The organism is Alteromonas sp. 4NH20-0056, assembly GCF_057539655.1.
Genome location: NZ_BAAJLS010000001.1, coordinates 592,205 through 611,643, shown reverse-complemented (window position 1 = coordinate 611,643; position 19,439 = coordinate 592,205). Strand labels below are relative to the sequence as shown.

The window sequence follows — 19,439 nt, the reverse complement described above, 5'->3', positions numbered from 1 at the left end:
CCTAACTATTCATGGTTTATTCTTGTGGGCGTAATTCGCCTACGATGGCGTCCATAGTTAGCAAATCACCCGCTCTACTTACTTCAAGTTGAAGCTTAGTCCCTGGTGGTGTTTCAGCAATCATATCCAGCGTTTTTGAAGCGCTTTCAAGTCTAATACCATCAATGGCTATAATAATATCCCCAGGGCGAAGCCCAGCTATGTCGGCAGGGCTACCTTTCGCCACAGCGGTAACGTCTATTCCAGGGCGCATTCGTATTTCACTACCAATAAAGCCCATTTGGCCTCGGACCACACGTCCATTAGTAATAATTTCATCCATGACACGTTTCGCTAGCTCATAAGGTACCGCAAAGTTGATCCCGTCGACATTGCGTACACGGTTTCGCGCGTCTCTCACTTGGAAGTTAGCGTTTGTGATACCAAGTAAAACGCCATTGCTATCGACCAATGCACCACCTGAGTTACCTTGATTAAGTACGGCATCGGTTTGGATGAAGTCTACGTAGTTTGATAGGCCGTTTCTGCCCGCGCTACTTACAATGCCATGGGTTATGGTTTGGCCAAGATTCAGCGGGTTGCCGATTGCCATTACGACATCACCAACGTGAATGTCAGGTTCAGTGACTTGTGGAATAATATGAAGATTTTCTGCAGTTACCTTTAGCACAGCAAGATCAGTGAGCGGATCATTACCTACAATTTGAGCTTCTAATATGCGGCCATCTTGTACAGCAACATAGATACTGTCGGCGTCTTGAACGACATGGTGACAGGTAAGAATATAACCGTTGTCAGTCATTATCACGCCCGACCCAAGGCTTGTTCGCTCTCTAGGTTGATTTCTAAAGAGGCCGGTGTCGTTTTCAATACTTACGCTATAAATATTGACTACTGCGGGGGCAGAGCGGCTTAACGAGCCAAAGTAACTTTCCCTGCTGGCACTAACGGATGGTTGCGCAAAAAGCCCATTTGCCAACCCTGTACCTTGACGCAAGTCAGGTAAGAACAGTAAAAGTAGCATGGCCACTAGGATGCCAAGAACTACTGATTTTAAGAAGAATTTTAAGATTGAACTGCCTGTCACACGCTGCACTTTTATACGGTTAGTTGCCATTCTTGGCACAAATTACACTATTAAACCAAAGGTTACCACGTTATGAACCAGTGTGTTGTATTTAAAAAAGTAACCTTGCTTTTTTGTTGTTCGGTAAAAAGCCTATTTATGATAGGCAACAAAAAGGGCGCTGAGGTAGCGCCCTTTACTTTGTTTTGTTAAAAACGAATTATCGAATTACGAGGTATAGTGACGCACTGCCTCTCTTCACATTAAGTGCGATAACGCCTTTAGATTCATCTAGCGCATTTCTAAAGTCAGCCACACTAGACGTACGGATGCGGTTTACACCAATAATTACGTCGTCAGGTTGAAGCCCAATTCTTGATGCGGGCGTACCTCTCTCGAGTTCAGACACGACAACACCTTCATTGCCTGCATCATCAGTACCGTTGGTAAGTGTTGCACCTTCTAATGCGGGATGAATTTGCGCAGCGGTAACGGTAGTCTCCGTTGCATCGCCTAATACCACATCTAAACGCATTGAGTCGCCTTTACGCATAACCGTAAGTTCAACTTCTGCGCCAGCGCCCATGCTTGCAATCTTAGCGCGTAGCTCTTGGAAGCTATTTAGCTTTCGACCATTAATGGCGGTAATGATATCGCCAGCCTGTAAACCTGCTTTAGCAGCGGCTGATTCTGGTTGTACTTCACTGACAAATGCACCAATGTTAACTTCTGCATTCATTGCCTCGGCAAGACCGGCATCTATATCACTGCCTAAAATGCCAAGTAGGCCTCGACGTACTTCGCCAAACTCTGCAATTTGGTCAACAAGGTTTTTCATCATGTTAGCAGGAATAGCAAACCCGATACCTACATTGCCCCCATTAGGACCAAAAATGGCAGTATTGATGCCGACCAACTCACCATGCAAGTTGACAAGCGCACCACCAGAATTACCACGGTTAATGGCCGCATCGGTTTGAATAAAGTCTTCGTAGCCACCGATGTTAAGACCTGAGCGCCCTAAGGCACTGACAATGCCTGAGGTTACTGTTTGTGACAGACCGAACGGGTTACCTACAGCAACAACAAAATCGCCTACACGCAACGCATCTGAATCAGCGAGTGGCAATGCTGTTAGGTCTTCAGGATCAATTTTCAATAGTGCAATATCGCTTTGCTCGTCAGAGCCAAGTTTCTTCGCTATAAATTCACGCCCGTCTGTAAGCTTGACAGTGATTTCATCTGCATTATCAACAACGTGGTTATTCGTTACGACATAGCCTTTATCCGCATCGATGATGACGCCTGAGCCTAATCCTTTGAATGGCCGCTCTTGTACTTGCTCTTGAGGCGCACCAAAGAAGTAACGGAACATCTCAGGTACACGCTGACTCGAGGTTTGGGTACCCTCGACGGCAATACTTACCACAGCAGGCGTCGCTTCCTCGAGCATTGGAGCTAAAGAAGGCACCTCATCTTTTTTATCGGAAAAGAACGGTAACGCGGCACTGGCACTTGCTGAATATCCCAGTGAACTAACTACAACGGCAGACGCCAAAACATACTGACGAAAAGACATTTTCATGTTCGCTTACACTCCTTCATGTTACTGCGACAAATCATGGTTTCACTAAAGAGTCTGAAGTCATTGAAAAAGTTCCAGCTTTTCTTACTTCTCTGCGGTAGATTGCTCAGAACCGCCGACAAATAACCCAGAACCCGAATTTGCGAAGTCTTTGGGTTGGGTATCTGAAACTCGACTTGATGAAGACTTCTCATTACTTTTTAAATTATTTCTCAAATACGTGGTGGCTTGCTCACCATAAAAAGGGACCTTACTAGTTTCATCATCGGTACCTTGTTGCAACAGCGTTTCATAGTCATTCAATTGTTGCTTCAACGTGACACACTGACTTTCTATGCTTTCTAAGCTTTGACGCGTTTGATGAATATGGTGCTGAGCTTGCTGCGCCAGAATTTCTTTTACCTCTTTTTCGGTTTGAGCAGCTTTGCCCTCTCCATTTTTATCTTTCACAAAGCGGCCGGCGAAAAAGCCAATGATTAAACCAACCGCCAATAAGGCAAGAGACACTAACAGTTCCATTCTATTCTCCAAATCAGATTATTATGCACATCCATTACACATCATTACGTGTATAAAGAATAATTCGACCATAACGTGAATATAGCAAGGTCGAGTGTGAAAAGCGCATGTGATACTGCATTTATCTGGTTTATATCAAACAATACGTATTTCACATGCGATTCTACCGTGATTTCCAGTAAAATTAAGGTCATAATTTGTAATTTCAAGCAGGTCGGTGCAGCCACGACCCCTATTGACTTTTGTACGGAGTGCTAAAGGCGATGACGCCATGGGAAAAATATCAACAAGACCTTAGTCAATCAGACTTTCATTACGACGCGGCACAAGAAAATGCGGTAAAAGAACTTCAACGTCTGTTTGAGGAGCTTACTCACCCCGAAAAGAAAACCACGTGGCGGGTAAAGATAAAAGCGGCATTTGGGAAAGGGCAGAAAAAACCGGGTATTCAAGGGATTTATTTTTATGGTGGCGTGGGGAGAGGAAAAACGTATCTCGTAGACACGTTTTACGATTGCTTGCCATTTGAGAAAAAGATGCGGGTTCATTTTCACCGCTTTATGTACCGCATTCACGATGAGTTGAAGCAACTTACTAATGAACAAGATCCCTTGCAAATTGTGGCGGCGAAACTTGCTAAAGAAACAAAAGTTATTTGTTTCGACGAATTTTTTGTTTCAGACATTACTGATGCAATGATCCTAGGAACGTTGATGGAAGCATTGTTTGGCTACGGCATTGTATTAGTGGCCACATCAAATATTGTTCCAGACGACCTTTACAAGAATGGTTTACAGCGAGCACGTTTTTTACCCGCCATAGAGTTAATTAATCAAAATACGCGGGTGGTCAATGTTGATAGTGGGATAGATTATCGATTACGGACATTAGAGCAGGCCGAGATTTATCACTATCCACTAGATAGCGCCGCAACCGAAAATTTGCATGCTTATTTTTCTCAGCTTGCCCCTGAAGCGGGTACTGTATCTCAGGCTATCCGAGTGAACAATCGAGATATTGCTACGCTTAGAGATGCTGATGGCGTTTTAATGATAGATTTTGCTGCGCTGTGTGGCGGACCGCGTAGCCAAAGTGACTATATCGAGCTTAGCCGTTGTTATCATTCTGTGTTGTTGGCTAACGTAAAACAAATGGGGCAACACAATGACGATGTAGCTCGACGTTTTATTGCCATGGTTGATGAGTTCTATGAGCGCAATGTGAAGTTAATAGTTTCGGCAGAAGTGGCGATGGAGTCGCTGTATTCTGAAGGCCTACTGACCTTTGAATTTAGACGCTGCTTAAGCCGGTTAAAGGAAATGCAGTCGCATGAATACTTAGCTACTGAGCATCTTCCTTAAGCCTGGTTGGCGTATTAGCACTGTATTGTTGATGACAAAATAGGTAGACTTTCACTCAAATTTTTTGCTGGGGCTAATGTTGCGATTTACGCTGACATAGAAATGCTGCAGCGATAGGTAGAAAAATAAAACGCAACGCGTTAATTGCGAATAAGAGAATTTAAGATGGGAAGAGCATTCGAAGTAAGAAAAAACGCCATGGCCAAAACAGCCGGCGCTAAAACTAAGGTTTATTCAAAATACGGAAAAGAGATTTACGTATGTGCTAAAAATGGTGGTGCTGATCCAGACACTAACCTCGCGCTGCGTCGTTTGATGGATAAAGCTAAGAAAGACCAAGTTCCTGGCCATGTTATTGACAAAGCGATTGATAAAGCAGCGGGCGGCGTAGGCGAAGACTTTCAACCTATGCGTTATGAAGGGTTTGGCCCAGGTAATTGTATGGTTATTGTTGATTGTTTGTCTGACAACGCGAACCGAACCATTACAGAGGTTCGCAACTGTTTTACAAAAACTAACGCTAAACTTGGGGCGCAAGGCGCGGTATCTCATATGTTCGATCACCAAGCTGTATTTCAGTTTGCGGGTGATGACGAAGATGCCATTTTAGAAGTACTAATGGAAGCCGACGTTGATGTAACCGACGTAGAAGTAGAAGAGGGTACTGTGACGGTTTATGCGCCGCATACCGAATACTACCAAGTGAAAACCGCGCTTGTTGCAGCTTACCCAGACATAGAATTTACCGCTGAAGAAATGAGTTGGATGCCGCAAACGGAAACAGATATCAGCGAAGAAGACATGCCGATGTTTGAAAAATTCATGGATATGCTTAATGACTGTGATGACGTACAAGACGTTTATCATAACGCGATTACGCCAAACTAACTGTTCACAGTAATTAAGTTTTTTAACGAATCATAAAAGCAAACTATATAATTCGAGACTACTGATAGTTCAGCGTAAATTATATATGTTGAGCCTTACAAAAGTGGTAAGGCTCATATTTATGCTTTCTCTTCAAATAGTTCGTGCCATCTGTATGCTAACGTCGTCTTATTAAAAAGACCCCCAATACAAAAACTAAGGATATTGTTGGGGCTTTTAATATGTGATACGTTTCACGCGTTAGTTAATACATACTCAAAAAAATAAAAGGACTTATTATGCGTAAATTGTACTCAACGCTTCTTTTTTCTGTATTTTTGGCCGCATGTGCTACGAAAGGTTCGATGCCTCACCTCACTACCGAACCGCTTACCTCTCCAGATAGCGTAAGCACATATTGGGTATCGACAAAAAATGTACAGCCGACTAGATATTTAACTAAAGAGCAGAAAGCTTTGCTCTCTGGTCAAACAGTAACAATAAAAGCGAAGTATTTAATCGATTCCAATGGCGATGTTTTTAATGTGCAGATACTGGAAGCGAATACGGATGTAGAGTTTTTGGCCCTCGTCGAAAAAAGTTTACAGAACTTAGATTTTGAGCCAAGTGAAAGCAATACTGCCTTACAACCGATAATTGCCATGTCAAAGGTAGAGTTTACTTGCGATTAACGAAAGACAACTTCTAATGCATGTGAACCGAGCGAAAATGTAGACTTATCTCACCTTATTTTGTGCATCCCAGTGCACAGGTAAGCTTTGTATTCGTGTATCGTTCTGGTTGGTTTATTTTTGTATTCAACCTTCATATATAGTGAATGCGCTACTATTAAATGAAATTAGTTTTCATCGAAGCTTAAGGATTAGCGAGAGACGACATGGATTTATTTACCGTTATGGTATGTACTGCCGTTGTTAGCGCCATACTGGCCGGTACAATGGCATCGCTTTACCTAGGAGATGTGCGGCGCAAGTCATCGTTGTATTGGTGCGGTGCTGGTATGTCGTTCCTACTTTCAAATTTGATTGCAATTCTTGCCGTTCGTTTTGATATTGGCGATAGCCTTCATCCTATGCTTCCTAATGCGTTTTACATTACGGGTCATGCCGCATTAACCGTTGGTGTAGCCGAATATGTATACGGTCGGCATTATCGCGCAATTATTCCCTTTACGTTTTTTACCGTATTGCTTCTTCATTTGTTCCCATTATTTGAACAGTCAGTAGATATACGTATGGTCATTCTAAGCCCGGTAATGCTGATGTTCGATGGTGCTGCACTGACTTCAATATGGCGATATAGCCGCCAAACGAATCACAAAGCATGTTGGCCTTTTATCGCCACGCTACTCTTTTTCATGACGCAGATGATAATACGAACGATTGTGCTGTTAGATTCAGATAATACCTTGGCGCTAGAGAGTAGTGAGTTGATTCAAACAGTGGGCTCACTCGCGGTAATTATTTTTATTTCAATGCTTACCGTAAGTTTTATCGCGCTTTTATCGTGGGATAACATGGTGTTGCTTAAACGTGCATCAGAAACCGATTTCTTGACGGGCTGGTTAAATAGAAAGGCGCTGGCATCAATAGCGAGTAAAGCATTTCGTGAGGTAAAACAGCGCCATAGCGCATTAGGTATTGTGTTGTTTGACATCGATCACTTTAAAAAAATCAATGATACTCACGGGCACCATATTGGCGATAAAGTCTTGCAGCATGTCAGTCAACTCGCGCGAGAAACATCAAAGCGAAAAGATGCGTGCTTTAGAATAGGTGGAGAAGAGTTTGTCGTACTTCTTGAAGATACATCAATTCAAGAGTTACACCAAGTTAGTGAGCTTATCCGCGTTGAAATTGAAAAGACACACTGGATTGAAAAAAATACCAAAATTTCCACAACAGTAAGTGTTGGAAGCGCACTTAGTCAAGACGGAGACAAAGAGTGGAACGATATATTAGGCAGAGCGGATAATGCTTTATATAGCTCGAAGAGAAAAGGAAGAAACTGCGCTACCGTTACCGAGCTTTTTGAAGTAAAAATAACATAATCACACACTCCCTCTATTTTTATAAAAAGCGCTTACTACCCTGCGGTTCCCGCTATTCCGTTGAAGCCAACGGCGGGTTTCTAAATAATCGCTATTAATAAATACTTCATGTAGAATGCGCCTCGGAGTTGGCCAGGCAACCGCCGCTTTCGTTAGAAAGGGGAGGAAAGTCCGGGCTCCAAAGGGCAGGGTGCCAGATAACGTCTGGGCGGCGCGAGCCGACGACAAGTGCAGCAGAGAGAAGACCGCCTAAGCATGTTTACATGCCGGTAAGGCTGAAAGGGTGCGGTAAGAGCGCACCGCACCTCTGGTAACAGAGTGTGGCGAGGTAAACTCCACCCGGAGCAAGACCAAATAGGATCCCTTAACGTGTGGCCCGCATGGGGATCGGGTAGGTTGCTTGAATCAGTGAGCGATTGCTGATCTAGAGGAATGGTTGCCCACGACAGAACCCGGCTTACGGCCAACTCCACTCTTTTTAATAAACGATATCATCGCCTCGTTTACACGCCCAATATTCGACCTTATCTAACAGGTCGTCAATATCAAAAGGCTTGCCAAGATAATCGTTCATTCCTGCATTAAAGCACTGTTCTCTGTCACCTTTCATCGCGTTAGCCGTTAGCGCTATGATGGGGACGTTATTATAACGCTCTCCTGCCTGACCATCACGAATACGTTGTGTTGCTTCAAAGCCATCCATGATGGGCATTTGGCAGTCCATTAATATGAGGTCGAACGTTGCTTCTTCACTGCGCAGAATGTCAATGGCTTCTTGGCCAGACATTGCACTGTGCGTATCATGGTTTCTCAGTTGTTCTTTAACGATAACCTGATTTATTTCGTTGTCTTCTACTACCAATATTTTTTGTTTTTTGGTGGTCAAGGAAGTCGTCGCAGGCGCGATGGCCTGTTCGTTGGTTTTCATATCACTATCAATCACGCGTAAAATTATCGAGAAGACAAATTTGCTTCCGCGCCCTTTTTCGCTTTCTACGCTTATACTCCCCCCCATCAATTCACATAATTGCTTGCTTATCGACAAGCCCAAACCAGTACCACCATACTTTCGGGCAGTAGAATTGTCCTCTTGAGTAAACACGTCGAATATGCCCGGTAGTTTTTCTTTAGCAATACCAATGCCGGTGTCAGTAACCTGACCCGTTAACCTTAACGCATGCTGTGACTCTTTACGTATACTAATGTCTACACCAATGCGTCCACTGTCAGTAAATTTAACCGCATTGCCAATAAGGTTAGACATTATCTGCCTAAACCTAATGGCATCGCCAATAGCACGGTCAAACCCTTCAAGTGATGTGTTAAAGCTAAGCTGTAAACCTTTCTCTTGGCACGATATTACGTATTGTGATTTAAGTGTTTCGAGTTCTTTTGAGAGGTTAAACACAGTGTTTTCAATGTGAAGTTGGCCTGCTTCAATTTTTGAAAAGTCTAAAATGTCATTGACGATATGCAATAAACTTTCAACGCTAAACGTTGCAAGTGAAAGGTAGTGCTTTTGATCGTCGTTAAGTTTTGTTTTGCCCAGTAACTGCAATACACCAGATACCCCATGAATTGGGGTACGAATTTCATGACTCATACCGGCTAAAAAGCTTGATTTTAAACGCGCTGATTCTTCTGCTCGTTGTTTCGTTTCTTCTAAAAATTGTTCAGCTTTGCGTTTTTTTGTTACGTCTTGTTGAAAACCAATGTAGTGGGTAACGGTATCATTGGTACTAACGGGCGTCAGGATCAAATGGTTGTAAAATGCCGAACCATCTTTACGATAGTTAAGCAATGTTGTCTCTATAGGCTTGCGCTCTGCTATAGCCTGCCTTAGCTGTGCTATATCATCTTGGCCAGTATTATCTCCTTGCATAAATCGGCACTTACTACCAATAATTTCATCTTTTTCGTAGCCGGTAAGGGCCGTGAAAGCACGGTTTACATAAATAATAGGTTGGCCAACCCGGGTTATATCCGAAATAACAATGGAGACTTCAGCCTTTTCAATAGCATGGGTAAGCACTTTTACATGGCTTTCTAGGGAACGTTGTGCGGTAACATCGGTACCTACAAATATTGTCCCTTTAACTTCATGAGCAGAGTTTTTTAATGCAGATGCAGACCAACGAATAATTCTGCTTTCTGCATCTGATACTGAGTAATAGCTTAATTCCTTTGCTTCTTGCTCAGCTCCCGCTTCCAAAAGCTGTTCAGCCACATCGTTTGAATGGGTTTTCGCTTCATTTAGAAATTGCTCGAAGCTGCGATTTTCCAAAAGCTTATTTCGATGCTTATCAATAACAAAGAGCTTGTCTCCCATAGAATCAATAATATCTGAAAATTGCTCGTTAGACAGTGACATGTCAGACAGTTTTACCACTAACTCATCAAATGCCTGCTTTATAACAATGAGCTCTCTTGCCTCCTCCTCTTCCTTGAAGACGTTAGGCTCACTCTCGTTCAATGTCTTATGTTTAATATCGTTATAAAGTCGAGAGAGTGTGCGTTCTACGAGCAGTGTCGTTTTCATTATCATCTGAATATTGATGATTATCATGCCCACGGTCATCACTAAGATAAGCGTGATTATCCAATACATGTCTTGATAAACCATAGCGAGAGGTTTAACACTGTATATTGTTAAACTTTGCCACATTGTCGATTTAAAGCGATAGCCTCGGGTGTCATAATTTTGAAGTATTGAATTTGGAGTGATAAAGGAGGTATCACTACTAAAAAGTACCGTGCCATCTCGGTCCGTCACGACCTGATTTGTCAGGCTGGGGTACCCGTCAAGAAGTGCCTGAAGACTGTCTACATACATCACTAGTGCCCCCTCTGCGACACCTTGCATAAGTACCGGAACGGTTAACAGAACGCCGTCGCTTGTTAACGATACGAAGGCTTTTGATGAGCCTAACGTTCGTTGTTGCCATGCGTTTTGTAATTGAGGTGGAAGCTGCACGTTCCAGTTTTTTTCAATGATTAAATCACCCGCAAAGTCATAAAGCGCGAAGCTTACGTTCTTTGCATGAGTTAACTGAAGCGAGCGAAAAAACATGGGAAGGTAGTTAGCTCGTTGTTCAACATCTACAAGCGAGTTGATGATGATATCGTTGGCCGCTAAGTTGGAGAGTTGCTGTGCAGTATCGTCTATAACAAAGCTTAAGTTTTGTTTAAGGCTGTCTAGCGACTGTTGCTGTAATCGATTCGCTTCAGAACGCATAAAATAGAATGTAAGCAATAACGTAAGCGTGACAATAATCAATACAAGTGCTGATAGTCTTGGCAGCATGCCTTTCATCAGTAACTTGCGTAATGGCTGCTGTGCGTTACTCATTTACTCGCATCCATGGTAGTGATGTGACCGTTGTTATTAAATGTAGCCATGAAATAATCAGGTGCAAACAAGGCATCGTGCTGATTAGGCGTGAAAGGCGGTGCGTACCGTTTCACTGCACCATCGTGGTGCGCCATGGTCTCCATCATCGACCGCACGGCGTTCACGTCTGTCGAATTTGCTTTTCTAATCGCCGCTGCCAATATCGACACAATATCATAAGCATGGGCTACACCTACTGCTGCAGCAATACTCTCGTCTGATGATGAACCATATTTGGCAATATATTTCTCACGAAGGGCCCTCGACCGAGGGGTAGGCTGCCGCTCGAAATGAAACGTTTGCAGTACCGCAATATCCAACTCCTGAGCTGGTAACGTTAATCTTTTTACAAAGTCACCAGAGGCAATCCCCCAGTGAAATATTACCGGAAGAGAGGAAAGCCCTTGGCGAATTAATTCATTGACTACTACGGCACCTTCAGGAACATTTGTGACCATAATCACAGCCTGTGTATCTTGATTCTTTATGCGGGTAATATCATCGGTAAATGCATTTTGTTGCCAATTTATCCAGTGCTTAGATACGATCGTAATATTCAATTGTGATGCTGCTTCAGTAAGAGAGTGGTCATTTGAGCGACCCCACGCGGTTCGTTCAAGCACTAGCGCAACACGGGAAACGCCTTTTTCTTTCGCATGTTTCATCAGCACCTTGCCGGCTTCAGCATCACGCACTGACACTCTAAATACATTGTTCGGCGAATAGCCATTATCGATAATGGGTGTACCCGCCGCCCATGGCACTAACATTAGCACATTGTTCTTATGAATAGCCTCAAGCTCAGCCATCACAACAGGAGTGTGGACACCCCCAACGATTGCCAGTAGGTTTTTCATAGATGAGAATTGGGTAATGTTGTGAACCCCTCGCGCGGGGTTTCCTCTATGATCTCTACTTTTGACAATAACTTGCCGGCCAAGTAACCCACCGCTATTGTTTATTTCATCGACGGCAAGCTGAACCCCTCTTTGAATCGCTTTGCCGCCATCTATAGCAAATGAGGATAAGTCAGCGTCTACACCGATAATAAAAGGGGAGAGCTCTGCTTGAGCACTGGAAGATGCAATAAATAATGCAGAAGCAAAGTAGAACGACAATAGACGAGACATATAATTTCAATAATTTGTTTGAGACTTGTTAAGTTTATATGAATAAGTAATCACTGATTACCCACGTTGGCCTATCCTTTGGTCTACATTTTGGCATTTAGATGCCTACAGAAACGATGAAGGTAAAGTAAGTGTAGTTGATATCTTATGATTTACAGATGCAACCGTGTAGTTTGCGACAGAACCTTTGAAATACGCCAAGTTGGCACGCTTTTGCAATGCACTAACACCTTAACGATATTGTGACCCTATAAGTGTCATCGTATTTTGGACAGCGTAGAAGGCTAATTTTAAACATGTTCCATGACCAACCATGCATAGGGAGTTGCGTTGCAGCGTAAATACCCCCCTTCCATAATTGATGTGGAAGCCAGTGGATTCGGCGCTAAAAGCTACCCAATTGAAATTGGTGTGGTGCGCTATGATGGTGCAAAGTGGTGTAAACTTATTCGTCCTTTTGACCATTGGGTTCATTGGGATGACAGCGCCGAGGCCTTGCATGGGATAAGCCGTGAAATGCTTAACTCTTACGGTATTCCACCCGCTAATATTTGCTCGGAATTAAATAGTTTTCTTGGAAATACCATGGTTTATAGTGATGGGTGGGTTGTCGACCATCCATGGCTAATCACGCTGTTTTCTGCAGCAGGTGTTGATATGACATTTTCATGTCGAGCGCTGGAATATATTCTCCATGAAAAACAAATGGCGCATTGGCATGCTGTAAAATCTCGTGTTTTAGGAAGTTGCGACGCGAAGCGACATAGAGCAAGTACCGATGCAATGGTAGTGCAACAAGTTTATATGGAAACCCGAGACTTAGTGGACTAACACGGTAAACGATAACGACATATCATATGCTGTTTGAACAGCAATGAGTGATGCTAGAAAAGGTACGACACACCTATCGTAAGTGCGTTGTTGTCATTGTCTAACACTTGACGATATTCATATTCTACCGCCATATTCAAACCCGCAGGGTTACCGATTAGCCAACCTAGCCGTGCTGACGCTCCCACATCTTCAGGTATATAGAACCACTCAGTATATTGATTGTAAGCATTGTCAGTGGTGTTGAACGTCGCATAAACTTGCTGAGGTAACGTCGTCGTCAATGTTCTACTTGCTGTTAGTGAACTTAAAGGCACTGCTTGGGTAGTTGCCCAACTTGTATTTTTGTATGGGACTTCAATATGGCGAGGGTCGAACGATGATTGCAATCGCCATTTTGCGACTTGCTTGCTTTTGAACACAATAGGACCGTAGTGCTGATTCAAATCGGCACTATACGTTGCCCCGATGTTAAGGCAACAGAGAATTGACACCAATGCTACCCAATATAATCGGAATCTCATGATGATTAGTCCTACGAGTGTGTGTTCGGTGTAACTGCGCCCTACAAGTTACGTAACAATGAGCTTGTTATCTTCTTGCGCTTAATTTAAGTGTAGCCGTTAAAACTAAAAAGGCTACTTTATAGCATAGCTAGAAGTAGCCTTTATCAATACGTAGGTATCGGATGTTTAGATTGCTGCGCGCAATGCCTCTGCCTTATCGGTTGCTTCCCATGGGAAGGCTTCACGACCAAAGTGCCCGTAGGCTGCAGTGGCACGATAGATTGGACGTTCCAAATCAAGCATCTTAATTAGTCCGTATGGACGAAGATCAAAGTGTTCACGTACCAGTGCCACAAGAGTTTTCTCATCCACAAGGCCAGTGCCGAACGTATCAATGCTAATTGACGTGGGTTGTGCCACACCGATAGCGTAAGACACTTGAATTTCACAACGCTTTGCTAACCCTGCAGCAACAATATTTTTAGCAACGTAGCGCCCTGCATATGCAGCGCTGCGGTCAACTTTAGAAGGGTCTTTACCTGAAAAAGCCCCTCCACCATGACGAGCCATACCGCCATAGGTATCAACAATAATTTTACGGCCTGTTAAGCCACAGTCACCCATAGGACCGCCAATAACGAATCGTCCTGTTGGGTTAATATGAAATTGCGTATCTTTGTCAATCCACTCGCTCGGAAGCACAGGCTTTATGATTTCTTCCATTACCGCTTCACGGACAGTCGCCGTTGATACCGAGTCGCAATGCTGCGTAGATAGAACAATCGCGTCTATACCGACAGGCTTATCATTTTCATATTTAAACGTAATTTGGCTTTTCGCGTCTGGGCGTAGCCACTCTAACTTACCTGATTTACGCACCTCTGCTTGTTTCTGAACAAGGCGGTGAGAATAGGTAATAGGAGCGGGCATCAGCACATCAGTTTCATCACTCGCGTACCCGAACATTAAGCCTTGGTCACCTGCGCCTTGCTCTTCTAAGCTTTCGCGGTCAACACCTTGATTAATATCTGGCGATTGTTTACCGATCGCGTTCAATACTGCACATGAATCAGCATCAAAGCCCATATCTGAATGCGTGTAGCCAATTTCTTTGACAGTGTTGCGTGTGAGTTCTTCAATATCGACCCATGCCGATGTAGTAACTTCACCACCTACCAATACCATACCGGTTTTTACGTAAGTTTCGCAGGCCACCCGAGCGCGCGGGTCTTGTTCTAGAATAGCATCAAGAACGGCGTCTGAGATCTGATCAGCAATTTTGTCCGGGTGTCCTTCAGATACTGACTCGGATGTGAATAAATGCGTGGCCATAAATGCTCCGTAAGCGTTTATTGTTCAAAATAGTTGGGTATTGTACTAAAACAAGTTATAAATACCAGTCTTTACTTCTAGACGTCTAAAAGTCCTATCGTTACGTTTTGTTGACACAACCAGATCAAAAGTGGGGTTATTTCTGATTGGACAGCGACATTACTTATTATCGTCAATTGAAAGGCGATTTATGCGTGATAAACGAAAAGTCGATACGTGTTTATCACTTTTTACGGTTACTTTCGAGATTGATGTGAAAACCAATTGAACTGAAAGGTGGCATGAGTAAGAATAACGACCACTTTCAAACGTACATAGAAGTAGCGCTTAAACCGGATGCGCGGTCTACCTCCACGCTAACTTTGATACGAAATAAAATCAGGAGATAACATGCCCTCTCGTCGTGAACTAGCTAATGCTATTCGAGCACTCAGTATGGATGCTGTTCAACAAGCCAAGTCAGGTCACCCAGGTGCCCCAATGGGGATGGCTGACATTGCACAAGTGCTTTGGAGTGACTTTTTATCACACAATCCAGCGAACCCTACGTGGGCTAACCGTGATCGCTTTGTGCTTTCTAACGGTCATGGGTCGATGCTGCTGTATTCATTGCTTCACCTTTCAGGCTACGAATTGCCGATTGAAGAGCTTAAAAACTTCCGCCAACTGCACTCAAAAACACCCGGACATCCAGAATACGGTTACGCGCCTGGTGTAGAAACAACGACAGGGCCGCTAGGCCAAGGTATTAGTAACGCAGTAGGTATGGCACTCGCAGAAAAGGTGCTTGCCGCACAGTTTAACCGTGAAGGCCATAATATTGTTGATCACTTCACGTACACCTTCCTTGGCGATGGTTGCCTTATGGAAGGTATATCTCATGAAACATGCTCTCTCGCGGGCACGCTGGGGTTAGGTAAACTTGTCGCTTTTTGGGATGACAACGGTATTTCTATCGACGGTGAAGTGGAAGGGTGGTTTACCGATGATACGCCTGCACGTTTTCGCAGCTATGGCTGGGACGTAATTGAGGGTGTTGATGGTCACGATGCTGACCAGGTTAACGCTGCTATTCAAAAAGCGAAAGCCAACACCTCACAGCCTACGCTGATTTGTTGTAAAACAACCATTGGTTTTGGCTCGCCAAACAAAGAAGGTACAGAGTCTTGTCACGGTGCACCGCTAGGTGAAGATGAGATTATTGCAACTCGTGAAAAGCTAGGTTGGAGCCATGGTGCGTTCGAAATTCCAGACGACATCTATTCACAGTGGGATGCCAAAGAAAAGGGCAGTGCAGCAGAGACCGCCTGGAATGATGCGTTTTCGGCATATGAAGCTGCGTTCCCTGAATTAGCTGCAGAGTTTACACGTCGCGTTAATGGCGAACTCCCAGCCGACTTTAGTGAAAGAGCCGATGCAATTATTGCTGAGCTTCAAGCTAATCCACAAAATATTGCCTCACGTAAAGCTTCACAAAATGCATTGAATGCCTTTGGCCCATTACTTCCTGAACTGCTAGGCGGTTCTGCTGATTTGGCAGGCTCAAACCTGACTATTTGGGATGGCAGCAAAGGCGTTGAAGCAAACGACGCTTCAGGTAACTACATTTACTACGGTGTACGTGAGTTCGGTATGTCAGCCATGATGAATGGCATTGTGTTGCATGGCGGATTTAAAGCCTATGGTGCAACCTTCTTGATGTTCATGGAATATGCGCGTAACGCGGTTCGTATGGCAGCACTTATGAAGCAACCTGCTATTTTTGTTTACACCCATGACTCTATCGGTTTGGGAGAAGATGGTCCAACACACCAACCGGTTGAACAGGTTGTTGCGCTACGTGCTACACCAAACCTAGACAACTGGCGCCCATGTGACCAAGTTGAATCAGCTGTGTCTTGGAAATCAGCCATTGAACGTAGTGACGGCCCTACTACGCTCATTTTCACGCGCCAAGGATTACCTCAGCAAGAGCGCTCTGCAAACCAAGTTGCTGATATTGCCAAAGGTGGTTATGTACTAAAAGACTGCGAAGGTGCGCCTGAGATCATTCTTATTGGTACAGGCTCTGAGGTGCAGCTTGCGGTTGAAGCGGCAGAAACACTGTCTGCCCAAGGTAAAGCAGTACGCGTCGTTTCTATGCCTTCTACCGACGTCTTTGATCGTCAATCAGCAGAGTACCGCGAGCAGGTGTTACCGTCATCGGTCACCAAGCGCGTTGCTGTTGAAGCGCTATCTAAGGATTGCTGGTACAAGTACGTTGGCTTAAATGGTGCCATTGTAGGGATGGATACGTTTGGTGAGTCAGCCCCTGCGGGTGACTTGTTCAAGCACTTCGGTATTACTACTGACGCTGTTGTAGAGGCTGCGTTGTCTCTCAACTAAGAGGTTAAGACAACCTATGGTAAATATTGCCATAAATGGGTTTGGTCGTATTGGACGCAACGTGTTACGCGCGCTTTTTGAAAGCGGGCGTAACAACGAGTTTAACGTGGTTGCAATCAATGATGTCGCTAAACCCGAGGGCATTGCCCATTTGCTTAAGTATGATACCGCCCACGGGCGGTTTCGTTTTGATGTGTCGCTAGAAAATAATACGCTGAGTGTTGACGGCCATAACATTCAGCTGTTTGCTCAGCCGCAGATAGCGCATCTGCCGTGGAAAGCGCTAAATGTTGATATCGTATTAGAGTGCACAGGCATTTTTGACGACAGAGCTTCCGGAGAAGCGCATCTTAATGCGGGGGCTGGGAAAGTCCTTTTTTCATCACCTGGCTCTCCCGATCTAGATAATACTGTGATTTTCGGAACCAACGAAGATACGTTGACGAGTGAACATAAATTGGTCTCCAACGGCTCTTGTACCACTAATTGTATCGTTCCGGTTATACAAGCGCTTGATGCCGAGTTTGGTGTGGAAAGTGGCACCATTACGACCATTCATGCGTCTATGCATGACCAGCAAGTTATCGATGCATACCACGAAGACCTACGCAGAACCCGTGCAGCAAGCCAATCTATTATTCCGGTAGATACCCGCTTAGCCGCGGGAATTGAACGCATTTTGCCTAAATTTGCGGGCAAGTTTGAAGCAATAGCGGTACGTGTGCCCACTATTAATGTCACGGCAATGGACTTAAGTGTGACACTTGCTAGTGAAGTGACAATCGATGATGTCAATAGGGCGCTTAGAAACGCAAAAGCAGGGCGTTTACAAGGTATTCTTGATTATACCGAAGAGCCCTTAGTGTCTGTAGATTTCAATCATGACCCACACTCATGTATTGTAGATGGAACACAAACGCGGGTAAGTCATAAACAGCTCGTTAAGACGCTAGTGTGGTGCGACAATGAATGGGGTTTTGCGAACAGAATGCTCGACACTGCCAAAGCCATGTTCGACGCAACATAGACCTATTGTGCTGCCAGGGTTGGTAGCACCAGCCCCTGCAGCTTTCACCGTTATTTAGTTTGATTATTAATTTAACATAGGAAAGATGATGGCAATTCCAAGCATGAATGATATGGCCTTAAGCGGTCAACGCGTTCTTATAAGACAAGATTTAAACGTTCCTGTAAAGAACGGAAAAGTCACTTCCGATGCTCGTATTCGAGCGTCTATCCCCACCATTAAAGCGGCGCTTGAAGCCGGTGCATCAGTTATGGTTATGTCTCACCTAGGGCGTCCTGTGGAAGGCGAGCCAGCAGATGAGTTTTCACTGCAGCCAGTAGTTGATTACCTTAATGATGCACTCGACGTACCGGTAAAGCTGGTCAAAGATTATTTAGGTGGCGTGACTCTTGAGAAAGGCGAGTTAGTTATCTTAGAAAATGTGCGCTTTAATAAGGGCGAGAAAAAAGATGACGAAACGCTATCGAAGCAATATGCCGCACTGTGCGATATTTTTGTCATGGATGCCTTTGGTACCGCTCACCGCGCTCAAGCGTCTACGCATGGCGTAGCGAAGTTCGCGCCAAAAGCGTGCGCTGGGCCTCTTTTAGCCGCTGAATTAGATGCACTAGGAAAAGCGTTAGATAACCCGAAACGTCCTATGGTTGCGATTGTTGGTGGGTCTAAAGTGTCAACCAAACTGACGGTGTTGAAATCACTTGCTGAAAAGGTCGACCAGCTTATCGTAGGTGGCGGAATAGCCAATACGTTTATCGCAGCACAGGGGCACAATGTGGGCAACTCGTTGGTAGAAATGGACCTTACCGAGCAAGCCACGCAACTATTAAGTGAAGCGCAAGCGAATGGCGGCAATATTCCAGTACCAACCGATGTGGTTGTGGGTAAAGCATTCGATGAAAATACAGAAGCCACGTTAAAGCACGTCTCTGATGTCGCTGATGACGATATGATTTTTGATATTGGCCCCGATTCTTCAAAAGCGTTGGAAAGTATTATTAAAAATGCTGGCACCATTGTGTGGAATGGCCCGGTAGGTGTGTTTGAATTTGAACAATTCAGTGCCGGTACAAAAGCGCTCTCAGAAGCAATTGCTAGCAGTGATGCATTCTCAATCGCAGGTGGTGGTGATACACTAGCCGCGGTAGATAAGTACAAAATAGCTGATCGCATTTCGTACATATCAACAGGGGGCGGGGCTTTCTTAGAGTTTCTAGAAGGCAAAACGTTACCTGCTGTTGCAGTGCTTGAAGAAAAAAACAAATAAGCTAAGCCTGCACGAGCCTAATCGGCAACGATTACCGCCGGTATTACAGTGACGTAATCCGGCAATATAATTATAAACCCTACACCTGCTGTAACGGCAGAACG

The 19,439-nt window shown here is 44.3% G+C and carries 15 protein-coding genes and 1 other RNA gene; 9 read left to right on the top strand and 7 right to left on the bottom strand.

The window, feature by feature from the left end; translation table 11 throughout:
* Positions 1–16: 16 nt before the first annotated feature.
* The 3 genes from AC27EZ_RS02700 to AC27EZ_RS02690 form a co-directional block, all read right to left on the bottom strand.
* Positions 17–1,087, bottom strand: coding sequence for a trypsin-like peptidase domain-containing protein (locus AC27EZ_RS02700; RefSeq protein ID WP_487134002.1), 1,071 nt, complete (start codon positions 1,085–1,087; stop codon positions 17–19).
* A 199-nt stretch (positions 1,088–1,286) separates the two neighbouring features.
* Positions 1,287–2,645: a DegQ family serine endoprotease gene (locus AC27EZ_RS02695; RefSeq protein ID WP_487134001.1), complete on the bottom strand. Its 1,359-nt coding sequence runs from the start codon at positions 2,643–2,645 to the stop codon at positions 1,287–1,289.
* Between the two features lie 90 nt (positions 2,646–2,735).
* Positions 2,736–3,170 (bottom strand): ZapG family protein, encoded by a 435-nt coding sequence (locus AC27EZ_RS02690; protein WP_487133822.1) that lies wholly within the window; start codon positions 3,168–3,170, stop codon positions 2,736–2,738.
* Positions 3,171–3,433: 263 nt separating this feature from the next.
* Between AC27EZ_RS02690 and zapE the strand changes: the two genes are divergently transcribed.
* The 5 genes from zapE (at position 3,434) to rnpB (ending at position 7,944) form a co-directional block, all read left to right on the top strand.
* A complete protein-coding gene (gene zapE / locus AC27EZ_RS02685; RefSeq protein ID WP_487133821.1) occupies positions 3,434–4,531 on the top strand; it encodes a cell division protein ZapE in 1,098 nt (365 codons plus the stop codon).
* A 165-nt stretch (positions 4,532–4,696) separates the two neighbouring features.
* Positions 4,697–5,419 carry a YebC/PmpR family DNA-binding transcriptional regulator gene (locus AC27EZ_RS02680; protein ID WP_487133820.1) on the top strand — a complete coding sequence of 241 codons (723 nt, stop codon included), beginning with the start codon at positions 4,697–4,699 and terminating at the stop codon, positions 5,417–5,419.
* 278 nt (positions 5,420–5,697) lie between these two features.
* Positions 5,698–6,090, top strand: coding sequence for a hypothetical protein (locus AC27EZ_RS02675; RefSeq protein ID WP_487133819.1), 393 nt, complete (start codon positions 5,698–5,700; stop codon positions 6,088–6,090).
* Positions 6,091–6,296: 206 nt separating this feature from the next.
* Complete coding sequence (locus AC27EZ_RS02670) at positions 6,297–7,469, top strand: GGDEF domain-containing protein (protein ID WP_487133818.1); 1,173 nt, start codon at positions 6,297–6,299, stop codon at positions 7,467–7,469.
* A gap of 124 nt (positions 7,470–7,593) precedes the next feature.
* Positions 7,594–7,944: RNase P RNA component class A (gene rnpB, locus AC27EZ_RS02665), an RNA gene on the top strand.
* 3 nt (positions 7,945–7,947) lie between these two features.
* Here rnpB and AC27EZ_RS02660 read toward each other — a convergent pair.
* Complete coding sequence (locus AC27EZ_RS02660) at positions 7,948–10,818, bottom strand: hybrid sensor histidine kinase/response regulator (protein ID WP_487133817.1); 2,871 nt, start codon at positions 10,816–10,818, stop codon at positions 7,948–7,950.
* Positions 10,815–11,990 (bottom strand): ABC transporter substrate-binding protein, encoded by a 1,176-nt coding sequence (locus tag AC27EZ_RS02655; protein ID WP_487133816.1) that lies wholly within the window; start codon positions 11,988–11,990, stop codon positions 10,815–10,817. The genes AC27EZ_RS02660 and AC27EZ_RS02655 overlap by 4 nt, the downstream gene beginning before the upstream one ends.
* Positions 11,991–12,320: 330 nt before the next feature.
* Here AC27EZ_RS02655 and AC27EZ_RS02650 point away from each other — a divergent pair, with 330 nt between their 5' ends.
* Positions 12,321–12,821, top strand: a complete 501-nt coding sequence (locus AC27EZ_RS02650) for a 3'-5' exonuclease (RefSeq protein WP_487133815.1) — start codon at positions 12,321–12,323, stop codon at positions 12,819–12,821.
* A gap of 53 nt (positions 12,822–12,874) precedes the next feature.
* Here AC27EZ_RS02650 and AC27EZ_RS02645 read toward each other — a convergent pair whose 3' ends face one another.
* Both AC27EZ_RS02645 and metK read right to left on the bottom strand, forming a co-directional pair.
* On the bottom strand, positions 12,875–13,345 hold the full coding sequence (locus tag AC27EZ_RS02645; protein WP_487133814.1) for a hypothetical protein: 471 nt from the start codon (positions 13,343–13,345) through the stop codon (positions 12,875–12,877).
* A 168-nt stretch (positions 13,346–13,513) separates the two neighbouring features.
* Positions 13,514–14,659 (bottom strand): methionine adenosyltransferase, encoded by a 1,146-nt coding sequence (gene metK / locus AC27EZ_RS02640; RefSeq protein ID WP_487133813.1) that lies wholly within the window; start codon positions 14,657–14,659, stop codon positions 13,514–13,516.
* Between the two features lie 390 nt (positions 14,660–15,049).
* Here metK and tkt point away from each other — a divergent pair, with 390 nt between their 5' ends.
* From tkt to AC27EZ_RS02625, 3 genes are all read left to right on the top strand, one after another.
* Positions 15,050–17,044: a transketolase gene (tkt, locus tag AC27EZ_RS02635; RefSeq protein WP_487133812.1), complete on the top strand. Its 1,995-nt coding sequence runs from the start codon at positions 15,050–15,052 to the stop codon at positions 17,042–17,044.
* A 16-nt stretch (positions 17,045–17,060) separates the two neighbouring features.
* Positions 17,061–18,071, top strand: a complete 1,011-nt coding sequence (gene epd, locus AC27EZ_RS02630) for an erythrose-4-phosphate dehydrogenase (RefSeq protein WP_487133811.1) — start codon at positions 17,061–17,063, stop codon at positions 18,069–18,071.
* 88 nt (positions 18,072–18,159) lie between these two features.
* Complete coding sequence (locus AC27EZ_RS02625; RefSeq protein WP_487133810.1) at positions 18,160–19,335, top strand: phosphoglycerate kinase; 1,176 nt, start codon at positions 18,160–18,162, stop codon at positions 19,333–19,335.
* The last annotated feature ends 104 nt before the right edge of the window (positions 19,336–19,439 follow it).